The sequence below is a fragment of the Streptomyces sp. NPDC093085 genome, from assembly GCF_040683935.1.
Classification (GTDB): domain Bacteria; phylum Actinomycetota; class Actinomycetes; order Streptomycetales; family Streptomycetaceae; genus Streptomyces.
The window spans coordinates 24,473-48,194 of sequence record NZ_JBFBFB010000017.1; the positions used below are offsets into that span (position 1 = coordinate 24,473).

Consider the following 23,722-nt stretch of genomic DNA (forward strand, 5'->3'; position numbering starts at 1 on the left):
CCATGGCCACTGCCGCCGCCGACCCCTCCGCAGCCCCGGGAACGCCCGGCCCCGAGGAGGGCCCCGCCGACATCCTGGAACGGCACGCCCGTACCTTTCCCGCCAAGCCCGCCATCATCGTGCCCGGGACGCCGGACGGGGCCGGCGGCTCCGGCGGGCCCCGGTCGGTGCTGACGTACGGCGAACTCCAGGACCAGGTGGAGCGGTTGGCCGCCGGGTTCCACCGGATCGGGATCACCCGGCACACCAGGACCATCCTGATGACACCGCCGGGCCCGGACCTCTTCGCCATCGCCTTCGCCCTGGTCCGGATCGGGGCCGTGCCCGTCGTGGTGGACCCGGGGATGGGGGTGCGGCGGATGCTGCACTGCTACCGGGCCGTGGGCGCGGAGGCGTTCATCGGGCTGCCGGTCGCCCATGTCGTACGGGTCCTGGGGCGCCGCGCCTTCCGGGGCGTTCGGGCCACGGTGACCGTCGGGCGCCGCTGGTTCTGGGGCGGCGAGACGCTGGCGCGGCTCCGGGTCGGGCCGCGCGCCGAGGGGCTGCCCCGGCCGTCCGGCGAGGACCTCCAGATGATCGTCTTCACCACGGGCAGCACGGGCCCCGCCAAGGGCGTGGAGTACACCCAGCGGATGTCCGTCCCGATGCTCCGGCTCTTCCAGGCGCTCCACGCGGGCGACCGGGACGACGTCTCCCTGGTCACCCTGCCCGTGTACGGCATCCTCGACCTGCTGCGCGGTTCGACGCTGGTGCTCGCGCCGGTCTCCCCGGCGAAGGTCGCGGACGCCCCGCCCGGGCCGCTGACCGACGCGCTGGCCCGTTACCGGGTCAACACGCTGATCGCCTCGCCCGCGCTGCTCCGGGTCCTCGGCCGCCATCTGGAGCGCCATCCGGTCGACCTGCCGGACCTGCGCTTCGTCGCGGCGGGCGGGGCGCCTGTCCCCACGGATGTGGTGGCCTCCGTACGCGGGGCGCTCGGCGAGAAGGCCGAGGTCCATGTGACGTACGGGGCCACGGAGGCGCTGCCGATCTCCTCCGTCGAAGCGGCGGAGGTGCTGGGGACAGCGGCGGGGTCGGGGACGGGGTCGGGGTCGGCGGCGGGAACGGATTCAGGAACGGGGGACGGCCCCCATGAGGTCACTGCCGCCGGTGGCACCGCCGCGCTCTCCGCCGCCGGGGCCGGTACCTGCGTGGGGCGCCCGCTGCCGGGGATGACCGTCCGTATCATCGGGGTCTCCGACGCGCCCATCCCCCGCTGGACGCCCGAACTCCCCCTCCCCCAGGGCGAGGTGGGCGAGATCGTGCTCGCCGGGGACGCCGTCAGCCCCGGGTACCACCGGGATCCGGACGCCGACGCCCGGTACAAGATCCCGGAGGAGCGCGCCGGGGGCCCCGCGCGGCTGTGGCACCGTACCGGCGACCTCGGTTACCTGGACGCGGAGGGACGGCTGTGGTTCTGCGGCCGGCGCACCCAGCGGGTCCGTACCGCCGCCGGGGACCTCCATACGGTGCGGTGCGAGGGGGTCTTCAACGCCCACCCCGAGGTACGCCGTACGGCCCTGGTCGGCGTCGGCGCGCCCGGGGCGGTGCGCCCGGTGGTGTGCGTGGAGACGGAGGCGGGGGTCGGGCCGGAGCGGTGGCCAGAACTCGTGGAGGAATTACGGAAGTTGGGGGCTGCGTACGACGTGACCCAGGGGCTCGACACCTTCCTGCGCCACCCGGCCTTCCCGGTGGACATCCGGCACAACGCCAAGATCGGGCGGGAAGAGCTCGGGCGGTGGGCCGAAGGGGAGTTGGAGAGTCGGAGGAAGGGGATGGGGGCGGGGCCGGGGCGGCGGGCGCGTACCTCCTGGCGGGTGCGGGCCGCGCGGGCGGTGCCGCTGGCCGGGTGGGCGTATCTGGCCGCCGGGGTCGTCCACCCGATGGACCAGCCGGTGCTGCGCGGCCTGTGGTGGACCGTGGCCGCGCTCAATGTCGGGGCCCATATCGCGCAGATCCCGGTGGGGGTACGGCGGGGACGCGCGGCCGGGTACAGCGATCCGGCGAGCGCCGGGCTGACCTTCGTGTACGGGGCGGCGTGGTGGCGGACGCTGCCCGGAACGGAGGAGGGGGCGGCGGGCCGATGAGAGTCCTGATCACCGGGGCCTCCGGGTTCCTCGGCGGGCATCTCGCGGAAGGCGCCCTGCGCGCCGGCCACGAAGTGCGCGTGCTCGTACGGGAGTCGAGCGACCTGACCCATCTGCGCACCCTCTCGGGGGCGGGTTCCGGCGTCTCAGGGGCGGGTTCCGGCGTCTCAGGGGCGGGTTCCGGCGTCTCGGGGGCGGGTTCCGGTGTGGAGTTCGCGTACGGCGACCTCACCGACGCCGATGCCCTCGCGCGCGCCGCCGAGGGGGTGGACGTCGTGCACCACAGCGCGGCGCGGGTCGTCGAGTACGGCACCCGGCGGCAGTTCTGGACCGCCAACGTCCTCGGCACCCGGCTGCTGATGGACGCGGCCCGGGGCGCCGGGGCCGGGCGGTTCGTCTTCATCAGCAGCCCGAGCGCGCTGATGGAGGTGGGCGAGGGCGACCGGTTCGGGGTGGACGAGTCTGCCCCGTACCCCAGCCGTTACTACAACCTCTACTCCGAGACGAAGGCCGCCGCCGAACGCCTCGTGCTCTCCGCGAACCGGCCGGACTTCACGACGCTCTCGCTCCGGCCGCGCGGGGTCTGGGGGGAGCGCGACCATGCCGGGTTCCTGCCCCGGCTCGTGACCCGGATGGCGGCCGGACGCCTCCCGGACCTGCCGGGCGACCGTACGGTGCTGGCCTCGCTCTGCCACTGCGACAACGCGGTCGCGGCCGCGCTGCTCGCCGCCGAGGCCCCGGCGGGGCGGGTCGGCGGGCGGGCGTACTTCGTCGCCGACCGGGAACACACCGACATCGGGGCGCTGCTCCGGCGGCTGGCCGCGCTCTTCGGGGTACGGCCGCCGAGCCGCCGGATCCCCCCGCCCGTACGGGACGGGCTGGTCGAGGCGGTCGAGCTGCTGTGGCGGCTGCCGGCGCTGGCGGCGCGGTACGAACCCCCGCTCACCCGGTACGCGGTGGCCCTGCTCACCCACTCGACCACGTACGACACCGCCGCCGCCGAACGGGACTTCGGGTACGCGCCCGTCATCGGCCAGGAGGAGGGGCTGCGCCGGCTCATGGCGTGGGCCGAACCGCTGGGCGGGGCGGCGTACTTCCGGCGGCGGCTGGGGTAGGGGCGTGCGGCGAGCGCCGGGTGGCGCCTGCCGGGGGTGGCCGCCGGGGCCGCGCCGGGCGTCGGGGGTGGCCGCCGGGGGCGTCGGCTCAGGCGGCGAGCTTCGCGTAGACGATGAGGTTGTTCACCGGGTGCCCTTCGGCGTCGAAGCCGCCGTCGCAGGTGATCACGCGGAGGGTGGGGGTGTCGGTCGCCTTGTACACCTTGTCGGTGGGGAAGGTGTTCTTGCTGACGCTCTCGGTGTTGGTGACGGTGAAGCGCACCGGGGCGCCGTCCTTGCCGGTGACGGTGATCTCCGCGCCCTTGGTGATCTTCTTCAGGTCGTGGAAGACGGCCTTGCCGAAGCGGGTGTCGTTGTGGCCGATGATCACGGCGGCGCCCTTCTGCCCCGGCGCGGGGTTGCCGGTGTACCACCCGGCCGTCATGCCCTTCTCGGCCGGCGGGACCTCGACGGTGCCGTCGTCGTTGAGGCCGAGCTTCATCAGCTCGCTGCTGATCCCGACCGAGGGGATCTCCACCTTGGCGGGCTCGGTGGCCGCGTCCTCCCCCATACCGCCGCTGCCACTGCTGCCACTGCTGCCGCCGCTGTCGGACGGTGTACCGCCGGCCTCGGCCGAGGAGGAGCCGGAGCCGCCCGAGCCGCCCGAACCGGTCTTGGCGGCGGCCTGTTGGCCGGAGGAGCAGCCGGTGACCGTCAGGAGCACGGCGATGCCGAGGGCGGGCAGCAGGGCGGGCAGCGAGGTGCGGGGGGTGCGGGGGCGCCGTACCGGGGAGTTCACGGGGGACACAGCGGGCTCCAGAGATGAGTGAGTGGCGGGCGAGTCGCGCGGCAGCGGAGCGGAGGGGGAAGCAGGATGGCGCCGCCCGGGCGGGGCGGCGCCGTGGTGGTGCCTGGTGGTACCCGGTGGTGCCTGGTGGTACCCGGTGGCGCCTGGGCCTGGTGGTGCCTGGGCCTGGTGGTGTTCGGTCAGGCGGTGGCGCGGCCCGCGACGCGGCGGCGGACCACGATGGTGCCGGCGCCCGCGAGGAGCAGGCCGCCGATGGCCGTACCCGCGAGCGCGGCGGGGCCGTTGCCGCCGGACACCGGGGCCTCGCCGGCCGCGACACCGCCGCGCGGGGCGGGCTGGGCCTTCCGGGAGTCCTCAACGCCCTTGGCCACCTCGGCGGGCACCGCGCTCGGGGCGTCGCCCGCGGCCACGGCACCCTGCGGGGCGCGCTGCGCACGCCTGGCCTCCTGCGCGGCCTCCTGGCGCTTCGCCGCCTCGGCCGGCAGGACCGCGTCGGCCCGGCCGGGCGCGCGGGTCGCCTCCTCGGCCGGCATGACCGCCCCGGCCCCGCCGGGCGCGCGGGTCGCCTCCTCGGCGGGCTTGGCGGCCTCCGTCGGCTTCGTGCCGTCGGCGGGCGCGGCGGTCGGCGCGGACGTCGCCGGGGAGTTGTCGGAGGCGACGGCAGCGGCGGCCGGGACCAGCAGCGCGCCGGCGGTGACGGCGGTCAGGACGGCGAAGCGCAGGCGGAGATGACGAGACATGGACGACTCCAGTTCCGGGCCCGGTTCGGATGGTCCCTGGGTGCCGTTCGCACCAGGTTCCGGGCGTGTCATCAGACTGGCCGTTACATGTGAAGAACCTGTCAGAACGCTATAGGCATCACATCAGCGTCCCGCAGTGGTCCCGTCAGGCCCGGTCCGCCCCCGGCGTCACACCGCCGTCTCCTTTGTCCCCCTTCCCTGTTGTGCCGTCCGTCATGCCCAGTATCGGGCCCGGTATCGGGCCCGGTATCGGCAGCCGCAGGGTGAAGACGGATCCCTCCCGTACCGCCGACTCCACGGTCACCGTCCCGCCGTGCGCCTCGGCCAGCTTGAGGACGATGGCCAGGCCGAGGCCGCTGCCGCCGGTGGCGCGGTTACGGGACTTCTCGGCGCGCCAGAAGCGGTCGAAGAGGTACGGGATGTCGGCGGCCGGGATCCCGGTGCCGGTGTCCGCGACCTCCACCGCGATCTCGCCCGCGCCCACGCCCGCGCCCGCGATCTCGCCCGCGCCCACGCCCTCGGCCTCGCGGTCGACCACGTACGAGCGGAGCGTGACGCGCCCGCCCAGCGGGGTGTGCCGTACCGCGTTGGAGACCAGGTTGCCCACCGCCTGGCGGAGCCGGACCGGGTCGCCGTCGATCAGGGGCGGGGGCAGGGTGCCGGGCGGGGCCGGGGTGTGGGTCAGGGTGACGCCGGCCGTCTCCGCGCGGCCCTGGTGGGCGGCGGCGACCTGGCCGAGGAGTTCCTCGATCCGTACCGGCTCCATCTTCAGGCGGAGCGCGCCCGCGTCGGCGGCGCCGAGGTCCTGGAGGTCGTCGATGATGTGCTGGAGCTGTACCGCCTCGTCGTGGAGGGAGGCGAGGAACGCCGGGTCGGGTTCGGCCAGTCCGTCCTGGGCCGCCTCCAGCCAGCCCCGGATGTTGCTGAGCGGGGTACGGAGTTCGTGGGCGACGTCGCTGACCATCGCCTTGCGCGCCGCTTCGAGACGGGCGCGGTGCGCGGCCATGTCGTTGAAGGCGGCGGCGAGCCGGCCGATCTCGTTGTCCTTGTCGGGCCCGACCGGTACGGGCGCCGAGTCCAGCCCGTCCCGCATCCGCTGCGCGGCCCCGGTGAGCGCGTGGAGCGGCCGTACGAAACGGGTCCCGGCGATCACGGAGGCGCCGACGGTGAGCGCGAGGACGAGGGCGGCGACCCCGGCGATCCGGGCGGTGTTGGTCGGGGAGAGGTCGAAGCCGAAGACGCCGACGGGGCGCGGGCCGTCGATGAAGAGCAGGGCGGGCGCCGCGACGTAACCGCTGAGCTGTTCGCGGCGGGCGCTGCCGACGCAGGAGGCGACGGCGCGGTCGTACGCGCTGTCGCCGGCCCCGGGCATGCCGGGCGCGAGGGTGGGTTCGGCGTCCTGACGGTCCCTGGCGCGTTCCCTGGGGAGCTTCTGGTCCGCGGTGCCGCCGTCGCCCTGGCCGGCCCCGGTACCGCCCGTCTCTCCTGTCCCTTCTGCCGTGCCGGCCGCTTTCCGGGGCGCGGACGTCGCCTGCTCCGGGCCCGCCGTGTCCGCCGTGTCCGCGCCTCCCGGCGCGGGGGAGGCTTCGGCCGGGCCGGTACCGTCCGGCGCGGGGGACGCGTCGGTCCCTCCCGTCTCGGCGGTCCGCTCCGGCACTTCGGGCCCGTCGGTCGCCCGGGCCCGCACCGACCGTCCCGCGCGGGTCTTTTCGGCTTCCGCGCGGGCGGACCTCTGGTCGGGAAAGGCGTCCACCGGCACCTCGCTCGGCATCGGGGTCGCGACCTGGGCGCCACGGGCCCAGGACAGGTCGAGGTTGAGCTGCACGCCCGCATGGCCCTGGCGTTCGAGGCAGGCGTCGGAGAGCTTGTTGAGGGCGGTGAGGGCCTTCTGCTCGGTCTTGGTGGGCGTTTCCGGCCCGGAGGGCAGGCAGCGTGTGCCCGGGACGCTGTCGATGCCCTTGCTGACGTACTGGATACGGGGCCGCCCGCTCGGCTCTTCCACGGCATCCGCCGCGATACCCGCGTTGTTGAGGCAGGCGACCGCCTCGTCGACGGTGCGGCGGAGGGCGGCGCGTTCGGAGGCGGGCAGCTTGAAGGGCCCGACGGCGCGCGGGTCGACGCGGTCGGCGTCGGCGGCGGCGGAGGCGGTGGAGGAGGAGCGGGTGGCGGAGGAGGTGGAGCCGGGGTCGGGGTCGGGGACGAGCACGGTGTCGACGGAGAGGGGATCGACGACGGCGGAGGCCTGGACGGGGAGGGTGTCGCTGCTGGCACCGGGGGCGGGGCCTGAACCCGAGCCCGAGCCCGAGCCGGAGCCTGAACCGGAGCCGGAGCCGGAGCCTGAACCTCCGGACGAAGCGACCTCGTTGCCGCCCCCGGTTCCGCTCCCGTTGCCGCTCCCTTTGCCGTCCCCGTCCCCGTCGCCGCCCCCGTCGCCGCCCCCGTCGGCGGCGGAGTCGAAGATCAGGCGCCGGTCCTGGGTGGACAGCCTGATCCGGCGGTCGGAGTCCGCGGCCAGCGAGCGGGCGGTGGCGCCGACGCCGTCCCAGGTCCGGTGGGTGGCCGCGTACCCCAGCAGGGTGTTGTAGATCGTCGCGTCGGCGCTGAGGTTCTGGCCCTGCTGCTGGCGGATGGCGACGGAGGTCGTCTGGACGACGAGCCAGGCGGTGGCGGCGACCGAGCAGGACGCGACCAGCGCCGATACGGTCAGCAGCCGGCCGAGGACGCTCTTACGGAGCGGAAGCCGCGCGGCCCCGGCCTCCGGTGTGGCCCCGGCCTCCGGTACGGCCCCGGCCTCCGCTGTGGCCCCGGCCTCCGGTATGGCCCCCGGGCCCTCTCCGGGGGCGGGTTCAGGACGACGTTTCATGGGCCGGTCCGTTCTGGGCGGGGGCCGGGTCCGGGTTCGTCAGCTTGTAGCCGACGCCGAACACGGTGAGCAGCCGGGCGGGCCGGCGCGGGGTGCGCTCGATCTTCTTGCGGAGGTTCATGACATGGACGTCCACGGTGCGCCCGCTGATGTACTTGTCGAAGCCGTGCAACTCTTCCAGCAGCCGCTTGCGGGTGAAGACCCGGCCGGGCTCGGCGGCCATCGCGGTGAGGATACGGAACTCGCCGGGCGTACAGGAGACGGGCGTACCCGCGACGGAGACTTCGTGCCGCAGGGGATCGACCCGCAGGGCCCCGACGACCAGGGCGCCGTCCGGGGGCGGGGGTACGGGCGGGGGTACGGGCGCGGGTGCGGGAACGGGCGCGGCCGGAGGCGGAGACTCAATCACCGGCACCGGCACCGGCACCGGCACCGGCACGGGAACAGGTACGGCCTCGCCGACGCTCATCCCCGCGCTCGCCCCCGCGTCCGACGCCGGAGCCGGAGCCGGAGCCGGCCCCGGAGCCCTCCGGTGCCTCCGCAGCAACGTCCGTACGCGGGCCATCAGTTCACGCGGGCTGAACGGCTTGGTCATGTAGTCGTCGGCCCCGAGGTCGAGCCCGAGCAGCAGGTCGTCCTCGGTGGAGCGCGCCGTCAGCATCAGCACCGGCACCTCCCGCCCCTCGGCCCGCAGAATCCGTACGACGTCGAGACCGTCGGCCCGGGGCATCATCACATCGAGGACCAGCAGGTCGGGCTCGTGGTGCCGGACCCGTTCCAGCGCCGCGCGGCCGTCCGCGACGACGGTGACCGCGTGCCCCTCGTGCTCCAGGTAGCGGCGTACCAGCTCGGCCTGCTTCGTGTCGTCTTCGGCGACCAGGATGTTCGCGCACACGCGTCCGATCGTAGGCGAGGCGGAACGGCCCCTCCCTCTTTCGGCCACGTACAGGTGTCCTCCGTAGGTCCGAGGTATGACGCTGTGATCAATACAAGGGTGGATCCGCGCAACCCTTCGCCGCACCTACCGTCTTGGTCCAGTGGGAAGACCGACCCACTGAGGCACTACAGCGAGTCAGGTGGCACACGTGGCACAGACGGCGACAGCGGAACAGGCGACGGCGGTACGGGGGAACGGCGCGGTACGGGGTGAGTCCGTACGGCCGGACAGGGCGTCCAGAGACAAGGCGCCCGAAGGCACGGCGGCATCCGCAGACACGGCGGCGTCCGCAGGCACGGCGGCATCCGCAGGCGCGGCGGCGTCCGGCGGCGGGACCGTACGGGCAAAGGCGTTCGCCCCCGAGTACCAGGGGGCCCTGGGCTCCCTCTCCGTCAACTCTTCCCTGACCGACGTGCTGGCCAGAGGAGTGGAAGAGCTGCGTGCCGCCGAAGCGGCCGGCGAGCGGCGCGAGATGGCGCGGTGCGGGCTGGCCGTGGCGGAGGCGTACCGCCGCCTGGGCATGAGCGCCGAGGCCGACATCGCGTGGAAGGCCAGCTACCGGGCCGCCCGGGACGCCGAGGACGTCGGCGCCATGGCGTGGGCGCTCTGGAGCGGCGGCACCCTCGCCCGCCAGCGCGGCGCGCTCCCGCTGGCGTACCGGCTGCTGGGGCTCGCGGCCGAGTTCGGCAAGCGCGGGGGCGATGTGGTCGTACGGGGCTACTCGCTCGCCGGGCTCGCCGAGACCGGCCGGATCCAGGGCGACTACCAGGCCGTGGGCGAGCTGCACGAGCAGCTCCTCGCGGAGGCGCGCAAGCGCGGCGAGGCGCGGCACACGGTATGGGCGCTGGAGGGCATCGCGCAGATGCACCGCAACACGGGCTCGTACGACAAGGCCCTGGCCCTCTTCGAAGAGTCGGCGGAGATAGCGGCCGGGGCCGACGACCGGCGCGGGCTGGCGTGGGCGAAGCGCGGGATAGCCGATGTGGTGTCGGTACGGGACGGGGATGCCGAGCGGGCGCTCGCGCTGCTCTCCGAGGCCGAACTCATATGCACGGAGATGAAGTTGTCGAGTGCGCTGGCCTACAACCACAAGATGCGCGGCAATGTCCTCTACCGGGCGGGGCGGTACGCGGAGGCCCGGGACGAGTACGCGCGGTCGCTGGGCGAGTTCACCGAGATGAACGAGGAACGGGGCACCGCCCTCTCCCGCCTGGGCCTCGCCAAGTCCGCGGCGAGGCTGGGCCGGGACCGCGGGGAGACGGCCGCGGAACTCGCCGGCCTGCGCACCACCCTGGACCGCATCGGCCTGCGTCACGCGCGGGCGATGGTCGACAAGGCGGTGACGGAACTGGGCCTGACGGAGGCGGACTTGGCGAACGCGGAGGCCCCGGCCGGCCGGCCGGGCCCTGCGGTCACAGGAACGGGGGCGCCCCGATGACGGCACCGACCGTGGCCGAGATGCTCCGTAAACCGGCGGCGCGAGCCACGCAGGAGACGAGCACCTCCCCCGCCCCCTCCCCCACTCCGGCCACCTCCCCCACTCCCACTCCCGTCCCCTCCTCCACCCCCGTCCCCTCCCTCGCCCGCTGCCGCGCCCTGGTGCGCCCGGCCCTGGCGGAGGCGATCGGCGGTCTGCACCCGTGGGTGGCCGAGATGGCCGCGTTCTCCTTCGGCTGGAGCGATGTACGGGGCACGCTCGCCCCCGGCGCTTCCGAGGGCAAAGGCGTACGGCAGACACTCGCCGTCCTGGGCGCGGAGGCGGCCGGATCGGCGGGGAGCGAGGCGATTCCCGGGGCGGTGGCGGTCGAACTGGTCCACGCGTTCTCGCTGCTGCACGACGACATCATGGACGGCGACGGCATGCGCAGGCGCCGGGAAACCGTATGGAAGGCGTACGGCACCGGCCCGGCCGTACTCGCCGGGGACGCGCTGTTCGCCCTGGCCCTCACCGCCCTGACCGCCGCCGCTCCCCCCACCCCCCACACGGCGGCTGCCGTACGCATCCTCTGCGAGGCGCTGTCGGAGCTGGTCCACGGCCAGGCGGACGACCTGCTCTTCGAGTCGCGCCCCTGGACGGGCCCGGACGCGGTGACCCCGGCGGCGTACCGCGCGATGGCCGAACGGAAGACCGGCGCCCTGCTGGGCTGCGCCGCCGCCGTCGGCGCCCAGTTGGCGGGTGCCCCCGCGACCACGGTCACCGCGCTGGACCGGGCCGGACGTCACCTGGGGGTGGCCTTCCAGATCGTGGACGACCTGCTGGGCATCTGGGGCGACCCGGAGGTCACGGGCAAGCCGGTCCACGCGGACCTGCGCAAGGCGAAGAAGACCTGGCCGATCCTGACGGCACTGGCCACGGACACCCCGGCCGCCCGCGAACTGACCACTCTCCTCCCCCGCCTGCCGAAGTCCCCGGACCAGACCCCCCGAGCCGCCACCCTCCTGGACCGGACCGGCGCCCGCACCGCGACGATGACCGCCGCCCGCCAGGAACTCGAAGCGGCCCGCGCCGCCCTGGCCACGATCCCGCTGCCGCCCGCCACGGCCGAGGAGTTCGACACCCTGATCACCTACCTCCTCCACCGCACCCTCTGACCCGCCGCACCCGGGGACCGTGCCCCCGCCCGCCCGTACCCCGTCCGCGTCCCCGTTCCCATCCCCCGGCCCTCAGTGCTCGCGCCGGGCGGCCGGGGCGCGGGTGGCCGGGGCGCGCCACCACCACAGCCCTGCGCAGGCAGGTGCTGACAGGTCGAAGAAGCACCCGCAGCGAGCGCACCAGGGCAGCCCGTTCTCGGGGTCGGTGGGGCACTCGGCGGAACAGCGCGGGCACTTCTTCTCCACGGATACCAGCTCTCTCAGACGCCCGGGTCGAACTCACCGGCCCTGATCGCGCCCGTGAGCATCACCCACTGGTCCGGCGTCATGGTGACGACGGTGTCGGGGTGCTCGCTGTCCCGCAACGCGACGACGCCCGGAACATTCAGGGCCACCTGTGGGCAGTTGCCCACCTTCTTGTCACGGCAGGCCGCCGCGCTGACAAACTCGAACTCCGGGATCACACTCATGGTCCTGTCCCTTCGCCGTGGCACTTCGGGGATGCGGTCCCCGCACCGTCCCGCCCCTCGCGGGGCACTGGCCGGGCCGCCCACGCACGACCGGGCGGCTCGTCCTGTCCCGTACGCCGATATGAGCACCCTGCTTCCGGGGATCGGCCTACGGAAGCTTCAGCGGCGCGGCGACGCGTGCGGCGGCGCGTGCCGCCGGATCGGTCCGCCGTCCCAGCGTCTCCGGACGGTCGAGCCAGAGCCAGGCACCGAGCACGCGGAGCGCGCTGAGCGCGGGCGTCGGTTCATGCCAGGACCGTATGAGGCACTGCGTGCGCTCCGCTCGCGGATTGCGCGCCATTGCACGAGCTCCTCCGACGGTTGTCGGCATTGCTCAGGTGAGGTCCAAAGATGCTCGGGCGCGGCCGATCAGACGCCGTGCCTGAGCTCCGTACTCCGCTGACTCCGCGAGCCACTCCCACGCCCGCTCATACAGTCCGACGTCCTCATGGCCGGTCAGCCAGAGTTCCTCGCTGATCGTCTCGACGATCACCAAAGTACGGTCGTAGACCCAGAACGCGTGGGGAGCGGTACGTCGTAGCTGGGCGCCGAAGGGCAGGATGCCCAGTTCGATGCGGCGCCGACCCACAAGGTTGTACAAGCGGTCCAGTTGCTCGGCCATCACGTCCACCGGGCAGGCGCGGTGATACAGAGCGGCCTCGCACATGAGGAACCGGAACGTCTTCTCAGGGTCGTACAGCGCTTCTTGGCGACGCATCCGGGCCGCCACGGCGGCATCCGTGGTCGGCGGGATTCCCCGGAACTCCGCGTTCGCGTCGAAGAGGACCCGGGCGTACTCGGGTGTCTGGAACAGGCCCGGGACACGCGAGACCTCCAGTCCCCGGATCTCCTTCGTGTGCTCGGTCTGCCGGACGGCGATCTCTTGCCGTCCGCGGTGCCCTCCGGCCAACTGCCGCCGCCAGGACCGGTGCCGCCCCTGCGCCCCGAGCCCGGCCAGCAGGCCGTGCAACTCGGCCACGGCATCCGGGCGTCCGACTCCGTGCGCCCACCCCGCCAGGTCCTCGCGGGTCGGAGTCTGTTTGCCGTTCTGGAGGCGGGAGACTTTCGACGTCTGCCAGCCCAGGGCTGCCGCGAGCTGCTTCCCTTGCATGCCCGCCTCGGTGCGCAGTGCCCGCAGGCGCGCACCGAGGGCTTCGCGGGCGCTCTGGAAATCGGTGGTCACATGCTGGAACGTACTCTCTCGGCGAACTCCGCCGCAGGCACCGCGTGATGCCATGCGGCGTCCCGGGCCTGGCAGGCGGCCAGTACCTCGGTCGGGTCCTCGGTGAGGTACACGCCGAGGGTGGTGTCGTCGTGGTCGAAGGCGAACCGGGCGACCACTTTGGAGTCGAAGAGCCAGAAGTCGTGCTCCGGCAGCCGCAGCGACTCGGCCTGCGCACGGCTCAGGTTGCGGATGTCCTCGCCGGCCGCGAGGTTGCCGGGTGCGCTCGCGAGAAGGTACCGCTGGCCCTCGGTGGGCGGGTCGTCCACCAACCGCACCCGCTCGAACCGTTTCCCGTCCGCCGTCTGCTCGGCGACGTTCTTCCGCCACGCGTTCGCCGCGTCGCGGGCAATGTCCTCACCGGCCCGCCAGCGCTCCCACTTGAGGGTTCCCCGGTCGGATGCGTAGCCGCGACGAGTCTCCAGCCGCCAGGCGGTGTGCCGGAACTCGCGGAAGAGATGGGCGATGTCGGTGAACGGACGCAGTTCCGGCGCACCGGCCTTCGGGGCGTAGCGAATCAGCAGGCTCCGGGGCACCCGTACGAACGTCTCCGACGGCTTGACGTCGCGCAACTGGGCGAGATGCTCGGGGTCGGTCTCGTGATCGCCCTGGACCAGGACATCGTCCGTCCCCGAGATCTCGTAGAGGGTGGGACAGTCACCGTCATCGCTGGTGGTGCCGAGGAGCCTGAGTGTCATGTGCCGCCCCTGTTCTCGCTGGTCGGACCTTCAGCATGACGGTGTCAGCGAACGGAAAGGGGAGGATTGCGCGAGATTGCCCTTGCCACTGGCCGACCTGGTCATTGCGCGCAAGCGCGGCCAACCGTACGACGGTAGCGGCGCGCGCAAGGGCATCCGTGGTCATGACCTGCGCGGGCCGCCCGCCCGCGTCAGCTCCCCGCCGGGCACCACCCCCGGGCGCCCACCCTCGCCTCCGCCGCCGTACGCGACTGCGAGGATGCCACCGGCGCCGCACTGGCGGAGGACGGCTCCTCTCGGAAGTTCCATGGGCTGTTCGTCGCATACGCCGCCGGTACCGCGATACGGAGCGGGGCGGGCCCCTGCCGCGCCGGGCCGGGATCACCGCGCCCGGCGGTACGGCCATCTGCTGACGGTGGCCGGTGGGGACCGTGGGGTTTGTCGGGACCCCGTATCGGGGTGCCGTGGGCGGGATGTGGCCGGGCGTCAGTGGGCGGGTTCCGCCTCGGCGGGGCGGGGGCTGCGGTGGTGGACGGGGTCGGTGGGGGAGTCGAGGGCCAGGCTCAGGGCGGCGGCCACCAGGTAGAGGGCGACGAAGGTCCAGATGAGGGCGGTCATATGGGCGGCGCCGCCGAGCAGGCCGACGAGGGCGGGGCCGACGAAGGCGGAGAGCCCGGCGGCGAGGCTGTAGACGGCGAGGGCGTTGGCGCTGTCGGCGGGGCGGACGAGACCGGGCATGAGGGCGGTGAGGGGGACGAACCCCGCCAGGCCGATCCCGAAGACACCCCAGCAGAGCAGCGTGATACAGAAGTTGGGCCCGGTGAGCTGGGGGACGTAGTAGAGGAGGAGCAGCCCCGCCGCGCACAGGACACAGCCGAACCAGGTCACGGTGCGGCGCCAGCCGAGACGGTCGCCGATGATGCCGAAGGCGAGGTTGGCGAAGACGTTCGCGGTGTAGACGCAGGTGACGAGAAGCAGGTAGGTGTGCTGGGAGAAGCCGATGGTGCGGGTGAAGTAGACCGGCGCGACGACGAAGAGCGCGAAGTTCGGGGCGGTGTTGACCAGCCGTACGAAGGCCCCGACGGCCACCCTCGGCAGGCGCAGGATGGTGATACCGCGGGCGAGTTCCCGCAGGGGTGAGCGGCGTTCGTCCTGCGGGGCGGGTCCGGCGTGGGTGAGGTCGCGTACGCCGGCGAGGGCGGTCAGGGCGCCGAGGGCGACCAGGGCGGTGGAGATCCAGAAGGTGCCGAACTCGCCGACGACCGGGATGGTCGCGCTGGCGACGAGGGAGCCGAGGGTGGGCAGCCCGGCGCCGAAGACGAACCAGAACCAGCCGACGGACGTGCCGCGTTGGTGGTCGGGGGTGGCCTGGGTGATCCAGACCAGGAAGGCGTAGGCGAAGAAGGGGTATCCGATGCCCCGCACGCCGTAGAAGACGGTGACCAGCGTGGCGGAGCCGCTGGGGATGGCCCAGGCCAGGAGGAGGAGTTCGGGCCCGATCCAGGTGATGGCGCCGTAGAGCATGACGCGCCGGGGGCCGAGGAGCGCGGAGAGCGCACCGGCCAGCCAGGAGCCCACGGCCACGAACACGCCGTAGGTGCTGATGGTCATGGCGACATGGCCGGGGGTGAAGCCCTCGCCCTCCAGGAACGGGGAGAGGTAGTTGCTCTCGACCCCGTCGCCGATCATGAAGAGCAGGACCCCGGCGTATCCGAGCAGCAGCGGAGCCGGCAGTCCGAGCCGGTGCAGCAGGGCGTTTGAGGGCATGGCGGTTTCCTTCGCCGTTGAAGGGCAGGGCGTGGCAGGGGGTCCCGGTCTTCCGGGCCTCCCTCGGCCCGGGTGAGGGCGGAGCGGCCGAAGCCTCACCCGGACGGGGCGCGCGCTGCGGCTGGTGGCGCGGGCGGGCGGGCCCCGAATCGTACGTACAGTTCGTACCGCCCGGACAGTACGCACCGGTCGCGCCCGGAGTCAACGGGTCCGGCGGACCATCCCACGACGGGCCCGGCAGACCCCCGCCACCAGGGCGGAAGAAAAATTGTACGTACAGTCCGTAACGTATGGACAGTGCGGGAATGACGGCCTACCTTGCTTAAGCCGTTCCGGTGTGGGGAGACCACCGGCGGCCCATCCGGCCGAGCAGGTCGCTCGGCCCGAGCCGGTGAGAGGACGCGACGATGCGTGCGGTAGTCCTGGACGGACGGGGATCGACAGCGGTCCGAGAGCTTCCCGACCCGGAACCCGGGCCCGGCGAGATCGTGATCGCGCCCGAGGCCGTCGGTATCTGCGGTACCGACCTCCACCTCGCCCAGGGGGATTACCCCACGGGCCGCTTTCCCGTGGTCCCCGGGCACGAGTTCGCCGGGACCGTGGCCTCGGTCGGCGCCGGAGCCGGCCGGTTCGCCGTCGGCGACCGGGTGTGCGTGGACCCGAACATCTCCTGCGGGACCTGCGCGCGGTGCGTGGCCGGAGCGCCCAACCTCTGCCCCCGGCTGGTCCCGGTCGGGGTCGCGGGCGACGGCGCCTGCGCCGAGCTGGTGAAGGTGCCGGCCAAGGTCGTCCACCGGCTGCCGGACGGGGTGGACTTCGCCACCGGTGCGCTGATCGAACCGCTGGCCTGTGTGCTGCACGCCGCCTCGCGGATCGGGCCGGTCGAGGGCCGGCGGGTGCTGGTCTACGGGGCCGGTTCGATCGGCCTGCTCGCCGTGGCCTACGCCAGGGCCCGCGGCGCCCGGTCCATCGGGGTCGTCGAGCCGAGCGCGGTACGGCGCGGCGCGGCCGTGGAATTCGGCGCCGACACGGTGCACGCGCCGGGTGAGCGGCCCGGGAACCACGACATCGACCTGGTCATCGAGGCGAGCGGGCACCCCTCGGCGGTGTCGGACGCGCTGGACCGGCTCGCCGACCGGGGCACGCTCCTCCAGATGGGGGTCGTCAGCCCCGAGTCCGCGATCCAGCTCTTCCCGTACGACCTGTTCGACCGCGAACTGACCCTGGTCGGCTCCCAGTCGCTGGCGACCTCCTTCCCCGAAGCGGTCGACGCCGTCGCGGAGCTGCCCCGGCTGGCACCGGGCATGGTCACCCACACCTTCGGCCTCCAGGAGTACGCCGCCGCCCTGGAGGCCGCCGCGTCCGACACCGCCCGCAAGGTGCACATCCACCCGCAGCGGTGACACCTCGCCCCGTACCCCGCCCTGCCATGGGCTGTGCCTTGGGAAACACCTTCAGAAAGTGGGGACACCGATGTCCGCATCCGCTTCACCGGCCCGCGCCGAGCAGGGCCTGACCGACCGGCTCGGCCTGCCGCGCCCCCTGGTGTGGGGCTTCGCCGGCCTGCTGCTCTTCATGATCGGAGACGGCGTCGAGTCCGGCTACATCTCCCCCTACCTACAGGCCCACGGGGCGGACACCGCGACCAGGGCGGCCGTCGTCATCACCGTCTACGGGGCGGTGGTCACGGCGGGATCGTGGCTGTCGGGCGCGCTCTCCGACGTGTGGGGGCCGCGCCGGGTGATGTGGCTGGGCCTGGGCGTCTGGAGCGTCTTCGAGGTGCTCTTCCTGGCGGTCGCGCTGCCCACCGGGAACTATCCGCTGATCCTGCTGACCTACGGCCTCCGCGGCTTCGGCTACCCCTTCTTCGCCTACGGCTTCCTGGTCTGGGTGCTGGCGGGCAGCCCGGCGCACCGGCTCGGTTCCGCCGTGGGCTGGTTCTACTTCGCCTTCACCGGCGGCCTGCCCACCCTCGGCTCGCTGCTGGCCAGCGGCAGTGAACCGCTGATCGGCGAGTACGCCACCCTCTGGCTCTCCCTCGCCCTGGTGGTGGCCGGCGGCGTCCTCGCCCTCACCGGCATCCGCGGCGCCCGGGGCGGCGGGCGGCTGGCGCCCCCGGAGGTGACGGCGGGCCGCAGCGTCGCCAACAGCGTCCTGATCATCTTCTCCCAGCCCCGGATCGCCGTCGGCTGCCTGATACGGGTGGTGAACACCGCCCCGCAGTTCGGGTTCCTGGTCTTCCTGCCCGCCGTCTTCTCCGACGACCTGGGCTTCGGCACCTCGGGGTGGCTGCGGCTGGTCTTCGTCCTGGGCGCGGCGAACATCTTCGCCAACCTCTTCTTCGGCGTGCTCAGCGACCGGCTGGGCTGGCACCGTACGCTGCGCTGGTTCGGCTGTGCCGGTTCCGCGGTCAGCTCCCTCTGCCTGTACTTCCTGCCCGCCCATGTCAGCGACGCGTACTGGCTCGCGGTGGTGTGCGCGGCGCTGTACGGCGTGACGCTGGCCGGTTTCACCCCGATCTCGGTGCTGATGTCCCTGATGGCGCCCGGCCAGAAGGGCAATGCCATCGCGGTGCTCAACCTCGGGGCCGGCGCGGCCACCTTCGTCGGGCCGCTGATCGTGGCCGCCTTCCTGGGCGTCATCGGCCCCGGCGGCGTCACGGTGGTCTTCGCCGCCCTGTACCTCCTGGCGGGCGTGGCGGTGCGGTGGCTGACCATCCCCGAGGAGTCCCGGCAAGCGGTGGCGGAGGGCAGGCCGCTGACGGAGGGCGGGCCCCTGACGGAGGCAGGCGACGCCCGGCCCCTGACGGAGGAGGGCGACGCCCGCGCCGGGACTACGCGCCGCCCGTAGCGTCGACGTTGACCTCCAGCGGCACGATGTCGCTGCGCACCCAGGTGTCGTAGACGTCGAAGCGCTGCCCCGCCGGGGTCCACGAGGTGGAGCGGATGTGCAGGGTGGGCGTGGTCCGGTCGATGTCCAGGGCGGCGGCGATCTCGGGGGTCGGGGCGACGGCCCGTACCGAGCGGTGGGCGCCGCCCAGGGGGTATCCGGCGTCGGCGAGCGCCTGGCTGAGCGAGGCCTGCCCCTCCAGCACCTCGGCACTGGCGGCGATCACCGGGACCAGCTCCGGCGGGCTGTAGTTGATGCTGTACAGGGCGGGCACCCCGTTGAGGGTGCGGAGCCGTACCAGTTCGTACCCCCCCGTGTGCTCGGGCACCTGGAGGTTCCGGCAGGCGAAGGCCGGCAGGATGGCCGGCCCGTGGCGGAGCACCACGGTGGCCACGGAGCGGTTCCGGTGGCCGAGGGCGTTCTCCAGGAAGCCCTGTGGCTGCTGGATGGTCCACCCGTCGTCGGCGGCCGGGGGCTGTGCGGCGAAGACGCCCCGGTTGGCGATCCGGGTCACCAGTCCCTGCGACTCCAGCACCTGGAGGGCCTGCCGGACCGTGGCCCGGGACAGGCCGAACTCCTTGCACAGGTCGTTCTCGCTGGGCAGCCGCTGGCCCGTGGGGATCTCCCCCGCTGTCAGCCGCTGCTCCAGTGCCCCGACGAGCTGCTGGTAGTACGGCGTTGTCGACTGCCGGTCGATGGCCCTCGCTGGCGCCACGGCTACGCTCCCTCCCTGGCCTGGCGGCGGTGGCCGCCGGGGCACTCATCGTAATCCGCGGTCCGTACGGTCCGTACCACAAGGGCGTTCAGCGGTCCGTACGGTCCGTACCGCGCATCGCTGAACCGGCGAACCGGTGTATCGGCGAACCGGCGAACCGGCGAACGCGCGTCAGACCTCGATCCAGGCGGTGTCGACGCCGTCCCCGCCCGCCTGGGCCACGGCGGCGGCCTGAAGGATGATCGCCGCGGCCGCGGCACCGGGGTCCAGCACGCCACGGGCCACCTCGCCGACGTAACTGGCGCGCCCCCGCCGGGCGATGAGCGAGGCGGTGGAGCGCGCTCCCTCGACGGCGGCGAGCGCGGTACGGCCGAGCGCCTCGTCCGGCGCGGCGGCGGCCGAGAGCTGGGACTCCAGGGTGCGGGCGGCCGGCACGAGCGCGTCGACCATGGTCTTGTGGCCCACCTCGGCCCCGCCGTACCGCTGTACGGTCGCCACGCCCGCGCTCAGTCCGGCGGACAGCTCGGTGAGGGTGGGCTCGCCCGAGGTGGTGCACCGGGCGAGGTCGCGGAAGAACATGCCGAACAGCGGGCCGCTGGTGCCGCCGGTGCCGAGGAAGCCGCGCGAGACGCAGGTCAGCCAGGCGGGATAGCCCTGGAGCCGCCCTGCTTCCTCAGCGGCGGCGGCCCGGCGGGCCCGGTCCAGGGCGGCGGAGATGTTGTTGCCGAAGTCGCCGTCACCGGCGAGCCGGTCGAGACGGCCGAGCTCCTCGGCGCGCCCCCCGAGGAAGACGGCGAAGAGGTTCCGCGTCCAGCGCTCTCCGAACCCGTCGTTCAGCGCGAGCTGGTGGCCGAGGCGGATGGGGTGTTGGCGGGGTGAGGTCATGACGGTCCCTTGTCTTGTCGGTCGTTGTCCCGGCGGTCGTTACGGTGCCGGTCGCGTCACGCCGGTCGGCGTTCCACCGGCGTTACGGTGCCGGTCGCGTTGTCCGGCCGGTTCCTCTCCGGTCACCAGGTCAGGGCGGGGGTGCGTACCGGCGCGTCCCAGAGCGGCAGCAGGTCGGGGTCGGCCGGCAGCAGGGTCACCGAGACGCCGTGCATGTCCAGCGAGGTCACATAGGAGCCGGCCAGCGAGCGTGCCACGGTGATACCGAGGCCGTTCAGGCGGTGGTGGAGGGCGCGGGCGGCGATGGAGAGCTCCAGGGGGCCGGTGGAGCCGAGGCCGTTGACGACGGCGATCACTCCGGCGCCCCGCTTCAGGGCCAGGTCCGCCACGAGGGGGTCCACGAGCCGGGTGACGAGGGTGTCGGCGTCCGCGTACGGGATACGGCCGGTGCCGCGCTCGCCGTGGATGCCGACCCCGAGTTCGATCTCGCCTTCGGGCAGGGCGAAGGCGGGTTCGTCCTGGCCGGGGTGGGTGCAGGCGCGCAGCGCGAGGCCGAGGGTGCGGGCGTTGCCCGCGACCCGGCGGCCCAGCGCGGCCACCTCGGCGAGTCCCGCGCCCGCCTCGGCGGCGGCGCCGCAGATCTTCTCCACGGCGAGGACGGCCGCGGTGCCCCGCCGCCCCGGGCCCCCCTCGTCACCGCCGCCGGTGGCGAGATCGTCGTCGACCAGGACCACTTCGGTCTCGATCGCGTCGTCCTGTGCCAGCTCCCCGGCTATCCGGAAGTTCAGTACGTCGCCGGTGTAGTTCTTCACGATCTGCACGACGCCGCGCCCGGAGTCGGCGGCGACCGTCCCGGTGTGGACCTGGAGCGCGGTCGGACTGGCGAACAGGGCGCCGGGCACCGCCACATCGAGCATGCCGGTGCCGACGAACCCGGCGTGCAGCGGCTCGTGCCCGGAGCCGCCGCCGGAGACCAGGCCGACCTTCTCCCGGGCGGGGCGGGCCCGCCGGACGATACCCGCGTCCCGGTCGTAGGACACCACTCCCGGATGGGTGAGAGCCAGCCCTTCGAGGGCCTCGTCGGCGGCGTTCTCTGGGCGGTTGACGATGTGCCGGTACATGGCGCCGTGCTCCTTCGCTCGGGTCTTGACCGGCCCCACGCTAACGCCTACTGTTCGGACAGTACATACTGTACGTACAATTTGCTGGTGTGGAGGACCGCACCCGCCCCGCCGACGGTTCAGCCCGTCGCCGGTCGCCCCCGCCGGCCGATCACCCCGCCGGGCGGCCGATTCACCTGTCTTCACGACGAGAGGGACAAGACAGCCATGTCCATGGAATACCGGATGCGCCGCACCCTCCCCAGCGACCGGGTCGCCATCATCATGCCCGTCGACCACGGCCTGATCTTCGACCGCATCGAGGGCCTGGAGACGCCCTCGGCCCCCTTCGCCACCTGGGGCGACAAGGACGTCACCGGGTTCATGATGACCCCGGGCCAGGTCAAGCGGACCGAGGCCTTCTTCGCCCGCAATCCGCACCTGACCCGTGTCCTGACGATCGACACGTACTACGACTACGCCCAGCTCGACGGCGGCGGCTCCCACTCCCTGATCACCACGGTCGAAGAGGCCGTCCGTATGGGGGTCGACGCCGTCAAGATGCTCTTCCCCTGGAACATCTCCCGGGCCGAACAGGCCGCGCTCGCCCGCCGGGTCGGTCAGGTCGTCACCGCGTGCGACGCCTGGGACATCCCGCTCGTCCTGGAGCCCGTCCTGATGGGCGCGCCCCGCACCGAGGAGGTCATCGCCGAGGAGGAGAAGGTCGCGCGCATCGCGTACGACCTGGGCGCCCACATCATCAAGATCGCCTTCCCCGGTGAGGAGCGCACCCGCCGCCTCGTCGAGGAACTCAAGGTGCCCCTGGTCATCGCCGGCGGCCCGCTGTCGGGCGAGCCCTCCGAGACCGTGGACGCGGTCTCCCAGACCATCCGCGCCGGCGCCCGCGGGGTGATCGTCGGCCGTAACATCTGGCAGCGCGAGAGCGCCGAAGCGGAGAAGGTCCTCTCCGAGATCTCCGCCCTCACCCATGGCGTCAGCTTCGACGACTGACCTCCCGGGGCCCGGGACGGCCAGGGTGCCGAGCCCGGGGCCGGGGGCCCGGGGCCGAGTCCGGGGCCCGGGGCCCAGCGCCCGGGCCGAGTCCGGGAGCACCCGGAGAGCACCTGGGGACAGCCCGGGAGGGGCAGCCCGGGGAGGGACAGCCCGGGAGAGGACATGAGCGGCAGTGTCGGTCGAAGGAGATGGGACACGTGGGAACCTCGTCGCGCCGGGTGGACGCCGTCCTCGGTATCGACATCGGCAGCACGAACGTCAAAGTGGTGGCGCTCGACGCGCGCGGCCATGTGGTCGCCCGGGTGCGCCGCGCCACCCCGCGCCCCGCGGACGATCCCTCGATCGACGCGGCACGGCTCTTCGGGATCATCGAGGAGATGGCCGTCGCCGCCTGCGGTGAGCGGTACGCCGTCGCCGGGGCGTGTGCCGCGGGCGTCGGTGAGGACGGCATCCTCACCGACGCCGCACTCACCCCGCTCACCCCGGCCCTGGCCTGGTTCGATCCGCGCCGCACCGAGCTGTTCGACGCCCTGCGGACCACGCTGGGGCCGGTGTTGGGACCGGTGCCGGGGGCCGCGCCGGGGGCAGAGCCGACCCCGGCCCCGGCGCCTGAGGCAGCACTCGGCCTCGCGCCGGGGTCGGGGCCGGGGCCGGAACCGGCCGACGGCACCGTCACCGGCACTGACACCGGCACCGTCACCGGCACCAGCACCAGCACCAGCACCAGCACCAGCACCGACGCTGACACCGGCACCGTCACCGACGCCGCCCGTACGCTCGTCGGCTGGGCCTGGGCGCGCGAGCAGCCCGGCGCCGACCGGGCGTCCTCGTGGATCGCGCTCACCGACTACGTCGCCTGCCGCTGGAGCGGAACCGCCTTCCTCAGCGACACCCTCGCCGCCCGTACCGGCGCCTGGTGCCCGCTCCCCCGCACCTGGCTGGCCGACCGGGTGCGCGCCACCCTCGGCACCACCGGTCTCCTGCCCCCGGTCCTCCCCACCGGCACCGCCGTCGGCGAACTGCGTTCCGCGCGCCTCGCGGACGCCGGTCTCCTCGCCCCCGGAGCCCTCGTCGTGGCCGGCGGACACGACCATCCCGTCGGCGGCTGGGGCGTCGACCGGCTGCACCCCGGGGCCGTTCTCGACTCCATGGGCACCGCCGAAGTGGTCGTCGCGCAGACCCCGTCGCCCCCCAGGCCCTCCCCGGGTTCCTTCGACATCTCGCCCGGCATCCACAACCCCGCCGGGGCCACCGTGCTGCGGGTGGAGGAACTCGCCCGCAACATGCAGTGGGCCTCCCGCGACCCCGATGTCGCCCGCGCCCTCGGCCGTCTGATCTCCGGCGACCTCAAGCCGGACTCTTCCCTCCACTCCGGTACGTTCCGGCCCGGCGCGGCCGGGGGCCGGCCGCCCTCCTACACCCCCGACGCGCCCACCGCCCCCCTCTCCCGGGCCTCGGCCGTCCTCGGCGCGCTGGCCGCGCTCGGCGGCCGGGCCGTCGCCCGCGTCCAGAGCCTCACCGCACCCGGCGCGCCGGTCTACTCCGCCGGGGGCTGGGCCCGTTCCCCGGGCTGGGTCGAGGTCAAAGAGGCCGTCACCGGCAGAGCCGCCAGGACCATCGCGGAGCCCGAGGTGACGGCGGTGGGCGCGGCTCTGCTCGCGGCGCACGCGCTCGGCTGGGCGCCGTCCGTCACGACGGCGCTGGACTGCCGCCCACGGTCGTCCCTGAGCCCTGCGGGCTGATGAGGCTCCTTGTGCCGACAC

Annotated in this window: 19 protein-coding genes and 1 pseudogene; 8 read left to right on the plus strand and 12 right to left on the minus strand. The window is 73.7% G+C overall.

The genetic code is table 11. The features are described from left to right. The first annotated feature begins 2 nt into the window (after positions 1-2). Complete coding sequence (locus AB0O07_RS32060; protein ID WP_365640011.1) at positions 3-2,126, plus strand: AMP-binding protein; 2,124 nt, start codon at positions 3-5, stop codon at positions 2,124-2,126. Further along, positions 2,123-3,241, plus strand: coding sequence for an NAD-dependent epimerase/dehydratase family protein (locus AB0O07_RS32065; RefSeq protein ID WP_365640013.1), 1,119 nt, complete (start codon positions 2,123-2,125; stop codon positions 3,239-3,241). The genes AB0O07_RS32060 and AB0O07_RS32065 overlap by 4 nt, the downstream gene beginning before the upstream one ends. A gap of 88 nt (positions 3,242-3,329) precedes the next feature. Here the strand turns inward: AB0O07_RS32065 and AB0O07_RS32070 are convergent, their stop codons facing one another. The 4 genes and pseudogenes from AB0O07_RS32070 to AB0O07_RS32085 form a co-directional block, all read right to left on the minus strand. Continuing rightward, on the minus strand, positions 3,330-4,028 hold the full coding sequence (locus tag AB0O07_RS32070; protein ID WP_365640016.1) for a class F sortase: 699 nt from the start codon (positions 4,026-4,028) through the stop codon (positions 3,330-3,332). 179 nt (positions 4,029-4,207) lie between these two features. Next, positions 4,208-4,360: pseudogene (locus AB0O07_RS32075) on the minus strand (sortase-dependent protein); the annotation flags it as partial. A 553-nt stretch (positions 4,361-4,913) separates the two neighbouring features. After that, positions 4,914-7,631 (minus strand): HAMP domain-containing sensor histidine kinase, encoded by a 2,718-nt coding sequence (locus tag AB0O07_RS32080; protein ID WP_365640018.1) that lies wholly within the window; start codon positions 7,629-7,631, stop codon positions 4,914-4,916. Then, a complete protein-coding gene (locus tag AB0O07_RS32085) occupies positions 7,615-8,511 on the minus strand; it encodes a response regulator transcription factor (RefSeq protein WP_365640278.1) in 897 nt (298 codons plus the stop codon). Before AB0O07_RS32085 ends, AB0O07_RS32080 begins: the two co-directional genes overlap by 17 nt. A gap of 433 nt (positions 8,512-8,944) precedes the next feature. On the opposite strand from AB0O07_RS32085, the gene AB0O07_RS32090 reads away from it, so the two are divergent. Both AB0O07_RS32090 and AB0O07_RS32095 read left to right on the plus strand, forming a co-directional pair. Beyond that, complete coding sequence (locus AB0O07_RS32090; RefSeq protein WP_365640281.1) at positions 8,945-10,006, plus strand: tetratricopeptide repeat protein; 1,062 nt, start codon at positions 8,945-8,947, stop codon at positions 10,004-10,006. Next, positions 10,003-11,160 (plus strand): polyprenyl synthetase family protein, encoded by a 1,158-nt coding sequence (locus AB0O07_RS32095; RefSeq protein ID WP_365640021.1) that lies wholly within the window; start codon positions 10,003-10,005, stop codon positions 11,158-11,160. The genes AB0O07_RS32090 and AB0O07_RS32095 overlap by 4 nt, the downstream gene beginning before the upstream one ends. Before the next feature lie 260 nt (positions 11,161-11,420). On the opposite strand, the gene AB0O07_RS32100 is transcribed toward AB0O07_RS32095, so the two are convergent. The 5 genes from AB0O07_RS32100 to AB0O07_RS32120 form a co-directional block, all read right to left on the minus strand. Continuing rightward, a complete protein-coding gene (locus AB0O07_RS32100; RefSeq protein ID WP_365640022.1) occupies positions 11,421-11,630 on the minus strand; it encodes a DUF397 domain-containing protein in 210 nt (69 codons plus the stop codon). Between the two features lie 148 nt (positions 11,631-11,778). Beyond that, a complete protein-coding gene (locus AB0O07_RS32105; protein ID WP_365640024.1) occupies positions 11,779-11,970 on the minus strand; it encodes a hypothetical protein in 192 nt (63 codons plus the stop codon). Positions 11,971-12,003: 33 nt separating this feature from the next. Continuing rightward, the gene (locus tag AB0O07_RS32110) at positions 12,004-12,852 is read right to left on the minus strand and encodes a helix-turn-helix transcriptional regulator (RefSeq protein WP_365640026.1); all 849 of its coding nucleotides are present in this window, start codon (positions 12,850-12,852) and stop codon (positions 12,004-12,006) included. Then, a complete protein-coding gene (locus AB0O07_RS32115) occupies positions 12,849-13,589 on the minus strand; it encodes a DUF6879 family protein (RefSeq protein WP_365640028.1) in 741 nt (246 codons plus the stop codon). The genes AB0O07_RS32110 and AB0O07_RS32115 overlap by 4 nt, the downstream gene beginning before the upstream one ends. A 486-nt stretch (positions 13,590-14,075) precedes the next feature. Continuing rightward, a complete protein-coding gene (locus tag AB0O07_RS32120) occupies positions 14,076-15,356 on the minus strand; it encodes an MFS transporter (protein WP_365640030.1) in 1,281 nt (426 codons plus the stop codon). Between the two features lie 407 nt (positions 15,357-15,763). Here AB0O07_RS32120 and AB0O07_RS32125 point away from each other — a divergent pair, with 407 nt between their 5' ends. Then, positions 15,764-16,759, plus strand: coding sequence for an alcohol dehydrogenase catalytic domain-containing protein (locus AB0O07_RS32125; protein WP_365640031.1), 996 nt, complete (start codon positions 15,764-15,766; stop codon positions 16,757-16,759). A gap of 70 nt (positions 16,760-16,829) precedes the next feature. Beyond that, positions 16,830-18,206, plus strand: a complete 1,377-nt coding sequence (locus AB0O07_RS32130; RefSeq protein WP_365640033.1) for an MFS transporter — start codon at positions 16,830-16,832, stop codon at positions 18,204-18,206. Here the strand turns inward: AB0O07_RS32130 and AB0O07_RS32135 are convergent. The 3 genes from AB0O07_RS32135 to AB0O07_RS32145 all read right to left on the minus strand — a co-directional run bounded on the left by AB0O07_RS32135 (position 18,190) and on the right by AB0O07_RS32145 (position 20,966). After that, positions 18,190-18,960 carry a GntR family transcriptional regulator gene (locus tag AB0O07_RS32135; protein ID WP_365640034.1) on the minus strand — a complete coding sequence of 257 codons (771 nt, stop codon included), beginning with the start codon at positions 18,958-18,960 and terminating at the stop codon, positions 18,190-18,192. The genes AB0O07_RS32130 and AB0O07_RS32135 overlap by 17 nt on opposite strands. 171 nt (positions 18,961-19,131) lie before the next feature. Next, entirely contained in the window at positions 19,132-19,845 is a 714-nt protein-coding gene (locus AB0O07_RS32140) for a DAK2 domain-containing protein (protein ID WP_365640035.1), read from the minus strand. Between the two features lie 122 nt (positions 19,846-19,967). Beyond that, the gene (locus tag AB0O07_RS32145) at positions 19,968-20,966 is read right to left on the minus strand and encodes a dihydroxyacetone kinase subunit DhaK (RefSeq protein ID WP_365640038.1); all 999 of its coding nucleotides are present in this window, start codon (positions 20,964-20,966) and stop codon (positions 19,968-19,970) included. A gap of 207 nt (positions 20,967-21,173) precedes the next feature. On the opposite strand from AB0O07_RS32145, the gene AB0O07_RS32150 reads away from it, so the two are divergent. Both AB0O07_RS32150 and AB0O07_RS32155 read left to right on the plus strand, forming a co-directional pair. Further along, positions 21,174-21,956: a hypothetical protein gene (locus tag AB0O07_RS32150; RefSeq protein WP_365640042.1), complete on the plus strand. Its 783-nt coding sequence runs from the start codon at positions 21,174-21,176 to the stop codon at positions 21,954-21,956. Positions 21,957-22,156: 200 nt separating this feature from the next. Next, entirely contained in the window at positions 22,157-23,701 is a 1,545-nt protein-coding gene (locus tag AB0O07_RS32155) for an FGGY family carbohydrate kinase (RefSeq protein WP_365640045.1), read from the plus strand. Positions 23,702-23,722: the final 21 nt, after the last annotated feature.